At 67.8% G+C, this 9,264-nt stretch carries 11 protein-coding genes; 8 read left to right on the forward strand and 3 right to left on the reverse strand.

What is annotated here, in order from left to right; all coding sequences use genetic code 11:
* Positions 1-361: 361 nt before the first annotated feature.
* Entirely contained in the window at positions 362-502 is a 141-nt protein-coding gene (locus tag J7E89_RS34125; protein ID WP_214979294.1) for a hypothetical protein, read from the forward strand.
* Positions 503-1,320: 818 nt separating this feature from the next.
* Here J7E89_RS34125 and J7E89_RS34130 read toward each other — a convergent pair.
* A complete protein-coding gene (locus tag J7E89_RS34130; protein WP_374196949.1) occupies positions 1,321-1,491 on the reverse strand; it encodes a helix-turn-helix domain-containing protein in 171 nt (56 codons plus the stop codon).
* Between the two features lie 93 nt (positions 1,492-1,584).
* Positions 1,585-3,216: an FAD-dependent monooxygenase gene (locus J7E89_RS34135; protein ID WP_214979296.1), complete on the reverse strand. Its 1,632-nt coding sequence runs from the start codon at positions 3,214-3,216 to the stop codon at positions 1,585-1,587.
* A 256-nt stretch (positions 3,217-3,472) separates the two neighbouring features.
* Here J7E89_RS34135 and J7E89_RS34140 point away from each other — a divergent pair, with 256 nt between their 5' ends.
* The 7 genes from J7E89_RS34140 (at position 3,473) to J7E89_RS34170 (ending at position 8,821) form a co-directional block, all read left to right on the forward strand.
* Positions 3,473-4,615, forward strand: coding sequence for a SchA/CurD-like domain-containing protein (locus tag J7E89_RS34140; RefSeq protein WP_214979298.1), 1,143 nt, complete (start codon positions 3,473-3,475; stop codon positions 4,613-4,615).
* A 65-nt stretch (positions 4,616-4,680) separates the two neighbouring features.
* Entirely contained in the window at positions 4,681-5,112 is a 432-nt protein-coding gene (locus J7E89_RS34145; protein ID WP_214979299.1) for a cupin domain-containing protein, read from the forward strand.
* Positions 5,109-6,377 carry a beta-ketoacyl synthase gene (locus tag J7E89_RS34150; protein ID WP_214979302.1) on the forward strand — a complete coding sequence of 423 codons (1,269 nt, stop codon included), beginning with the start codon at positions 5,109-5,111 and terminating at the stop codon, positions 6,375-6,377. Before J7E89_RS34145 ends, J7E89_RS34150 begins: the two co-directional genes overlap by 4 nt.
* On the forward strand, positions 6,374-7,627 hold the full coding sequence (locus J7E89_RS34155; RefSeq protein ID WP_214979304.1) for a ketosynthase chain-length factor: 1,254 nt from the start codon (positions 6,374-6,376) through the stop codon (positions 7,625-7,627). The genes J7E89_RS34150 and J7E89_RS34155 overlap by 4 nt, the downstream gene beginning before the upstream one ends.
* Positions 7,628-7,649: 22 nt before the next feature.
* Positions 7,650-7,907: an acyl carrier protein gene (locus J7E89_RS34160; protein ID WP_214979307.1), complete on the forward strand. Its 258-nt coding sequence runs from the start codon at positions 7,650-7,652 to the stop codon at positions 7,905-7,907.
* 1 nt (position 7,908) lies between these two features.
* Positions 7,909-8,385: an SRPBCC family protein gene (locus J7E89_RS34165; protein ID WP_214979309.1), complete on the forward strand. Its 477-nt coding sequence runs from the start codon at positions 7,909-7,911 to the stop codon at positions 8,383-8,385.
* A 103-nt stretch (positions 8,386-8,488) separates the two neighbouring features.
* On the forward strand, positions 8,489-8,821 hold the full coding sequence (locus J7E89_RS34170) for a TcmI family type II polyketide cyclase (RefSeq protein WP_214979311.1): 333 nt from the start codon (positions 8,489-8,491) through the stop codon (positions 8,819-8,821).
* 31 nt (positions 8,822-8,852) lie between these two features.
* Here J7E89_RS34170 and J7E89_RS34175 read toward each other — a convergent pair.
* Positions 8,853-9,264: hypothetical protein (locus J7E89_RS34175; protein ID WP_374196950.1), on the reverse strand; the 412-nt coding region annotated here is incomplete at its 5' end.

Here is a 9,264-nt window from a genome sequence, read left to right on the forward strand (position 1 = left end):
AAGTACTGCTGGAGTACTAGCGGGCCCTCGGGAGGAACGTCACCAAGGCCGGGACCCACTTACCTGCGCGCTCAGGATGCGCCAAAGCTGGGCCGGCCCCTTGCCCGGTGCGGACGCATCTGGAGCCGGTAACCGCGAGCTTTTCGGCTGTGGTGCTGCGGACGAGTTGGACGGAGGCGGAAGAACACGTGAACTGGGCCGGCGTATGCAGACCAGGACGGGAGGGCACATCGCCGTTGAGTACCACGCGTCCGCCGACCTGTACCACTTCCCCCTTACGTCGAGGGGTGATCGGCCCGCTGCAGCGTCCTGTGAATCCTTCGGACGCTACCGTGAGCCGGCCGCAGTGGAAGGTCACTGCGTGAGCGGTGGTGGATGCGGTGGCGATCGCTACGGCGGGGGCGTCGCGGCCTACCGCGTGGGCGTTGACGGCGTTGACGAGGTCGTCGTCCGCCACCGCAACGCCGGTGCTCGCGGTCAGCCCGGCGACCGCGAGCACTAGCGCGGCGGCCATGGAAACCCGCATACGCATGGGATCAGCTCCTTCACTGCTGTGGGGAACGCTTCCTCTTGGCGGAAGATCCCACGATTGTTCCGGAAAGCCACCGCGACACGACCTCGGGACGGCCCGCATCACTCCGCCGCCGCACGCAATGCCGTGTTGGTGAGTTGCTGGCTCCGCCCGTACCCGGCGCTCGTCCGCCAGCTGCCGCAGCTGCTCGGAGACGGCCTCGAAACCGGGGATCGGCCGGTCGCTGATGCGGGCCGCGTGCGCGCGGTGGAACTGTCGGGCCGGGGTGGGGAAGAGCCCCAGTTGCCCGGGAACCCGAGGCGGACAGATCCGGGGATCGTCCTGGACCGGTTCGGGAAACCGGGCCCGTCACCACGAGCGGATGTCGAAGCGCCGGCCCGGTTTGCCTTGGGGCATCAGCACCGGCGTCGCCTCGGGCAGGAGGATCCCGTCAATGTCCAGCGCGAGCTGACGCGGCGGCCCGGGCCAAGGGTTTTGTCGTGAAGCTCGCCCCAGACCCAGGGATCGTCCTCACCGAGGCGGACAGCCAGGAGGGACAGCCAGGAGGCAGGGCGCGCATACGCCTGCTCGCGTCACCGGCACGGTCCAGGCACAGCGGCGGCACGGAGCCTGGCGCCAGCCGTCCCGGCCCGAGGACACGCGGATCCACGCCCCCCGCTCACTTCTGAGCAGCCGAAAGCCCTTGAGCACTGTCCAACCCGTGTCAGTTCCGGGGGCAGCGGGCGCCGGGCCCCGCCGCTGCCAGGACGGGGGACCGGGCGCGCAGCCCCGCTTTCGCCTACGGCCCGCTACTCGGTCTCCGGGCGTCCCTCGGACGCCGCCAACGGCTCGGCTTCCCTCAGGTCCGCCACCGTGCCCTGGAGGGCGGCGCAGATCATGTCCAGGTCCTCCAGCCGGACGGTGACAGGCTTGTTCGGCCACAGCGCGGCCACCTGGCTCAGGGACGGGGTGAACCCCACTTCCCACACCGGCTCAGCGCCGAACGCAGGTTTCACTTCAGGTGCCGGGGTATCAGTGCTCGTCACCAACAGACGCAGCAGCGTCCGGTGGCGTCAGGGTCGGCGCAGCAGCGCTGTCATGATGTCGTAGAGCAGTGTTTCGGGGTCGGGGTCGGCGGCCGGTGTCCGCCAGGCGACGAAGCCGTCCGGGCGTACGAGTAGTGCGCCTTCGGTTGTTGTGCCGTGCATTTGTGCCCAGTCTGCCCCGTTCTCGACGCTCAGGTCGGCTTGCGGGCCAGTACCGATGGTGTAGGCGTCCAGCCGGATGGCCAGCCGTTCGGCAACCCTGTTCGCTGCGGCACGCCATGGTGTGCCCTCCGAGCTGAGCAGGACGAACGACAGCTCGTAGAGGTCGAGGGTGGAGATCCGGTCGCCGGATTTGTTGACCCACAGGTGGGGGGCCCTGGTGCCCGGGTCGCCCGTCAGGTGCATCCCTTCGGGCACGACGGGCCGTTCAGGAGGGGTGCCCAGTACGGCACCGCTGGGGTAGCCGTATCCCATGATCACGGGAAGGAGCCCTCCTTGTCGTCGGCCTCCGGGTGTGACGGGGGCTGCGTAGCCGGGGTGGCTGTGCTCTGCGGAGCGCGCCGATGCGCGCTCACTCGTCGCTTGTGCCACCGGCAGCCGTTCGGACTCGTAGGTGTCGAGCAGTCCGCAGCCGGCCGAACCGTTCAGCACCAGCGCAAGTTTCCAGGCAAGGTTGTGTGCGTCCTGGATTCCGGTGTTGGAGCCGAACGCCCCGGTGGGAGACATCTCATGGGCGGCGTCGCCGGCGAGGAAGACCCGGCCACGGGAGTATTGTTCGGCGACCAGCTCCGTCGCGTGCCAGGGAGCCTTGCCGGTGATCTCGATGTCCAGGTTCGGGGCGCCGATGGCTCTGCGGATGTGTTCGACACATCGCTCCTGTGTGAAGTCCTCGAATGTCTCGTGCTGTTCGGGGTGCCAGGGTAGGTGGAACACCCACATTCCCTGGTTGTCCACCGGTAGCAGCGCACCGGCGGCTTCTGGGCGGGTGAGGTAGCAGACGATGAAACGCCGGTCGCCCACCACGTCGACCAGCTGTTCGGAGCGGAAGGTGACGCTCACATTGTGGAACAGGGCGCCACGGCCTTGTCGGCCGATCCTGAGCTGTTCCCTTACGGGGCTGCGGGGGCCGTCGGCGGCGATGAGGTAGTCGGAGCGGATGGTGCTGTGGTCGCCGGTGTCCCGGTTTTTCACCACCGCGGTCACTCCTGTGGCGTCCTGGTCGAATGACATCAGCTCGGTGGAGAACCTCAGGTCGGCCCCGTGCCTGCGAGTGTGGGACATCAGGACCGGCTCGATGGCGTCCTGGCTGCACAGACACCATGTGGTCGGGCTCCATCGCGCCAGTGTTCCACCTGCATCGATTTCCCTGAACAGCCACCGCTCGTCGTCGCCGGTCAGCGACCGGGCTTGAAGGATGCCGTTGTTCTCCGCGAGGCCCGAAGCGGCCTGTCTGATGCCTGCTTCCAGGCCGGCGCTCCTGTACAGCTCCATCGTGCGGACGTTGATGCCACGTCCGCGCGGGTGCTCGGAGATGGCCGAGTGTTTCTCGACCAGCATGTGCCTGATGCCTTGGCGGGCGAGGAACAGTGAGGCGGACAGGCCCACCAGGGACCCGCCCACGATCAGGACGGGCACCCGGTGGTCGACGTTCTCTTCCATGTCGCTCCTTGCTCTGTGCCGCCGGGGGGATGGATTCTGCATGCCCTGTGCCGGGGCGGTTCGGTCGCCCATTCACCCACCTGGATCTGAGCTCTCGCGCCCCCCGTGGCGGCGGACAAAGAATCGATTGCGGAGCGGCCCACACCCGCAAGGGCGGGCTGTTCGCTTCATGGGTTGTCGCCCTGGGCCGCGCCCCCACACGGGCGGACGGACGAGTGCAGCCCCTGAGCCGCGTTGCTGACAAGGAGTGTGCAAGGTGACAGCCCTGTCCCAACGGGTATCGCAGTCCGCCTTCGACGGCTCACGGCTGCGGGTCGTTCTTCTGCTGGACCTTCACGAGGGCGAGCAGCAGCAGTTTCTGGAGGCGTATGACCATCTGCGCGACCACGTGGCGGCGGTTCCCGGGCACCTCAGCGACCAACTGTGCCAGTCGTTCGAGAACCCGTCACAGTGGCTCGTCACCAGCGAATGGCAGGACGCGCCCTCCTTTCTGGCATGGGTGAACAGCGAAGAGCACGTCGAGACGGTCAAGCCGATGAGCCGCTGTGTACGTGAAATGCGCTCGCTTCGATACAGCGTCCTGCGGGAGACCGGACGGTCCTGTACCGAGATGCCAGAACGGTCCAAGGACGGGCTGCAGGTTTCGCCACGGCTCGGGGACGGCGTGGTCCGCCACGCTCTTACGTTCACGGTCAGACCCGGCAGCGAGCAAACCGTCGCGAACATCCTCGCCGGGTACACCTCCCCAGCCGCCCAGGTCGACGAGCACACACGGCTATGCCGCACCTCGCTCTTCATGCACGGCAATCGCGTCGTACGGACCATCGAGGTACAGGGCGACCTACTCGCCGCCCTCAGGCACGTAGCCCGGCAGCCTGAGATCAGAGCCGTCGAGGAAGCCATCAACCCGTATCTGGAGCAGGACCGGGACCTGGACGATCCGCAGTCCGCCCGGCTGTTCTTCACCCGGGCGGCGCTTCCTGCCGTGCACCACATGACCACCGACGGACTGGAACTCGCTGGTACAACGCGTCACGCGCTGTACTACCAGGCCAAGGAAGGCTGCGGGATGGCCCTGGCCCGGCTGCTGGCCCACCAGGACGAAGCGGCGGCCAACCACCCGCACAACTCCATCACCAGCAGCACCGTCTTCCAGCGCGACGACATCGTCGTGCGGCTGCTCGATGTACGCGGCCGGCTCGACGCGCATCCCTGCCTGTCGTTCGGTGTCGACACCGAACGACAGAAAACTTCGCTGGCCCGCCTGCTCGACCACGGCGCAAACGACGGCACAAGCGGCAGCACGCATGAGGTCGCTCTCCACCCGGCTGTCCCGAGCTCTCCCTGGCCCTGCGAAATGCAGCTGATCACCGACCGGTGCGCGTCGCCGGAATCCTGACTCATACTTCCGCCCGCTTCACAGCACTCCGCAAGCCGTCAAGCAACGCTCCTGGAGGCAATGCCATGACCGCACAAGGCCCGCGCATCGTGAACCTCGCCGACACGCAGCCCAACCAGCGGCGCGGAGGTGATCTGCGCGCCATGCTCACCCCGGCCACGGTGGGTGCCACCAGTGGCTTCATGGGCCTTGCCATCCTGCAGCCGGATGAGCGCATCGGTGAGCACTACCACCCGTACTCCGAGGAGTTCGTGTACGTCGTGAGCGGGCTCCTGGAGGTGGATCTGGACGGTGAGACGCATGAGCTGTGGCCCGACCAGGGCCTTCTGATCCCGCTGAACGTGCGCCACCGGTTTCGCAACGTCGGCGACGTAGAAGCCCGCATGGTCTTTCACCTGGGTCCGCTCGCCCCTCGCCCCGAGCTCGGTCACGTCGACACCGAGCACACGGGCAGCGCCGTACAGGTGCCGCCAAAGAGGGCCGGGGCCGCTTCATGACCCGGCGGGTGGCGGTTACCGGGGTCGGTATAGTCGCCCCGGGCGGAGTCGGCGCCGCCGCGTTTTGGGACCTGCTCGCCAACGGGCGTACGGCGACCCGCGGCATCACTCTCTTCGATCCTGCGGGGTTTCGCTCGCGCATCGCCGCGGAGGTTGACTTCGACCCCGCGGCCCACGGTCTCGGCCAGGACGAGGTGGAACGCTCGGACCGGTACGTCCAGTTCGCGCTGGTTGCCGCTCGGGAGGCCCTACGCGACTCCGGTCTTGTCGCCGGGGAGGAAGACCCGTGGCGCATCGGGGTGACACTGGGCACCGCCGTCGGTGGCACTACCCGTCTCGAGCACGACTACGTCGCCGTCAGCGGCTCCGGTGCGCGCTGGGACGTGGACCACCGGTCCGCTGGTCCCCATCTGCACCGGGCGTTTTCGCCGAGCGTTCTCGCCTCTGCAGTGGCCGAACAAGTCGGCGCCCACGGGCCGGTGCAGACCGTTACGACCGGCTGTACCTCGGGGCTAGACGCCATAGGATACGCCTTCCACGCCATCCAGGAGGGCAGGGCCGACGTCTGCGTGGCCGGCGCCTCGGACTCTCCGATCTCGCCGATCACCATGGCGTGCTTCGACGCCATCAAGGCGACGTCTGCGAACAACGACGACCCTGCCCACGCCTCGCGGCCATTCGATGCCGACCGGGACGGGTTTGTCATGGGAGAGGGCGGTGCCGTCCTCGTGCTGGAAGAGTTCGAACACGCCGTTGCCCGAGGCGCGGTCATCTATTGCGAGATCGGCGGATACGCCACCTTCGCCAACGCACACCACATGACGGGACTGACCCGCGAGGGCTTGGAGATGGCCCGGGCGATCGACACCGCACTCCGCCATGCCCGCCTCGACCGCACGGCGATCGACTACGTCAACGCGCACGGCTCCGGCACCAAGCAGAACGACCGGCACGAGACGGCCGCGGTGAAACACTCCCTCGGCGATCACGCGTACGACACACCCATGAGTTCAATAAAATCCATGGTGGGCCACTCGCTCGGCGCCATCGGCGCGATCGAGCTGGTGGCTTGTGTGCTGGCCATGGTTCACCAAGTGGTGCCCCCCACCGCGAATTACGAGACGCCCGACCCCGAGTGCGATCTGGATTACGTACCGCGAACCGCTCGACCGCGGAAGCTGCGCAGTGTGCTCTCGGTAGGCAGCGGGTTCGGCGGTTTCCAGTCCGCGGTCGTCATGACCAGGCCGAACGGGAGGGCCACATGAGCCACCGTCGGCCCGCCCGCATCCCGGTGATCACCGGGATCGGTGCCATCGCACCCAGCGGGATCGGCGCAGAAGCCTTCTGGAAGTCAGCACAGGCAGGGGTCAGTGTCCTGGGCCGGGTCACCCGTGAGGGGTGTGAGCAGCTGCCGCTTCGTGTCGCAGGTGAGGTATCCGCCTTCGACGCAAGTGCGCTGATCGAGGAACGCTACCTCATCCAGACCGACAGGTTCACGCACTTCGCGATGGCCGCCGCTCAGCTCGCGATGGAAGATGCCCGGCTTGCTCACGGCGACTACGAGGGTTCGCCCTTCTCCGTAGGGGTGGTGACCGCAGCCGGGTCGGGCGGTGGCGAGTTCGGACAGCGCGAACTGCAGCGCCTGTGGGGCCAGGGACCGCGCTTCGTCGGGCCGTACCAGTCCATCGCCTGGTTCTACGCCGCAAGCACAGGCCAGGTCTCCATCCGCGGCGCTCTCAAGGGGCCCTGTGGCGTCGTCGCCAGTGACGAGGCAGGTGGGCTCGATGCCTTCGCACACGCCGCCGGGGCCATCCGGCGCGGCACCGACGCGATCGTGGTCGGCGCCACAGAAGCTCCTCTCGCGCCGTACTCGGTCGTCTGCCAACTCGGGTACGAGGCCCTCAGCACCCGCGAGGACCCCGCACGCGCATACCGGCCCTTCACCTCCGACGCCTGCGGCTTCGTTCCCGCCGAAGGCGGCGCGATGTTCGTCGTTGAGGACGAGACAGCGGCCCGCAGCCGCGGCGCCGAGATCCGCGCCACGGTGAGCGGCCACGCCGCGACATTCACCGGACCCTCCCGGTGGGATCAGTCCCGGGAAGGGCTCGCCCGCGCAATCCGCGGCGCTCTGGAAGAGGCCGACTGCGCGCCCGAACAGATCGACGTGGTCTTCGCCGACGCCCTCGGTGTAGCACGGGCCGACCGCGCCGAAGCGATGGCGATCGCCGACGCGCTGGGCGCCCACGGCCTGCGCGTTCCGGTGACGGCGCCCAAGACCGGAATCGGCCGGGCCTACTGCGGGGGCCCCGTGCTCGACACGGCCTGCGCAGTGCTGGCCATGGAACACAACCTCGTACCGCCCACCCCCAACGTCTTCGACGTCTGTCACGACCTCAACGTCGTGACCGGCAGTGCCCGCCCAGCACAGCTGCGGACGGCACTGGTCCTGAGCCGCGGACTCATGGGCTCCAACGCAGCGCTCGTGCTGCAGAAAGCCACCGACACCCCTCAATAGAACTCGTGCGAAGGAGATCCCCGTGCCCGATCGACTGACCCCCGAAGAACTCGCCGCGCTGATGAAGAAGGGTGCCGGCATCACCGTCGACCCACTCGAACTGGCAAGGCGCCCCGACGCCCGTTTCGACGAATACGGCCTCGACTCACTGGGCCTGCTCGGCATCGTCGGCGAGCTGGAGAACCGGCACGGCCGACCGCTGCCCCCCGAAGCGGATCAGTGCAAGACCCCCCGGCAGTTCCTGGACCTCGTCAACGACAGCCTCATGAGCGGAGCCTGACATGCCCGGACACACCGAGAACGAAATCATCGTCGCAGCGCCGCTGGACCTCGTCTGGGACATGACCAACGACCTGGAGAGCTGGCCCCAGTTGTTCAGCGAGTACGCGTCGGTCGAAATCCTCGCTCGCAACGGGAACACGACAAGGTTCCGCCTGACCATGCACCCGGACGAGAAGGGCACGGTCTGGAGTTGGGTCTCGGAGCGGACAACCGACCGGGCGGGCCTACAGGTCCGCGCCCACCGTATCGAGACGGGCCCCTTCGCCCACATGGACATCCGATGGGAATACGCCCAGGCCCCGGGCGGCACCCGGATGCGATGGCACCAGGACTTCGCAATGAAGCCGAACGCCCCGGTTGACGACGACTGGATGACGAACAACATCAACCGCAACTCGCAAACCCAGATGGCGCTTATCCGGGACAAGATCGAACAGCGCGACCGCGACAGCCGTACCGCCGCCGTCACACCCTGACCGGCTCGATCGAAGCCACCGCCCCGGCGTGCCGTACGTGGCCAGTCCTGCTCCCCGGCCGCCCCTGCCGCCGGCGGAGTCGGCCAACGAAGGGAAGCCCCTGATGCACAAAGCTCTGATAGTCGCCCGCATGGCGCCGGAATCGGCCCCGGACATCGCCAAGCTGTTCGCGGCCTCCGACTCCGGCGAACTGCCGCACCTCGTCGGAGTCGCCCGGCGCAGCCTCTTCCAATTCGGCGACGTCTACCTCCACCTGATCGAATCCGAGAAGCCACCCGGACCCGAGATCTCGAAGGTGGCGGCACTCCCGGCCTTCCGTGACATCAGCAATCGTCTCTCCGCCTTCGTCAGCCCGTACAACCCGCAGACCTGGCACGGGCCGGAGGACGCGATGGCCCATGAGTTCTACCGGTGGGCGCGCGACGGCGCTGGCTGAGGAACGCCCAACCGGCAACAGCTATAGACGATTACGTGTCTGACCAGGGGAACTTCACGCTCCGAGTGCCGCCGTCACTCCCGCCGTTGTCCTCGCCGGTGTCGTGGGCGGCTGGGTGCGGTTCGCGGCGGAGTTCCTCGACACTCTGGCTCACGATGGAGCGGACAGCCGACCACTCGGCCTGTCCGGGCTGGGCGGCTGTGGTGAGCTGTTCGGTGACGAGGGTGGTGAGGTCGTCGAGCCGGCCGTGGACTTCGCGCAGCGCCCGCTGTGCCAGCCCCCGATCCAGCCGACCGGCTGTGTCCGTGTCACTCGCGGGTGACACCCCGGTCAGGACACCGGCCGCGCAGCGATCGTCGCTCTGGCCGCCGAGGCCGGTGTACCACGCAACGCGCTGACCCAGCGTCGCACAGACCTGAAGAACGAGTTCTACCTCTGATCTT

Source organism: Streptomyces sp. ISL-100 (genome assembly GCF_018614615.1).
Taxonomy (GTDB): Bacteria; Actinomycetota; Actinomycetes; order Streptomycetales; family Streptomycetaceae; genus Streptomyces.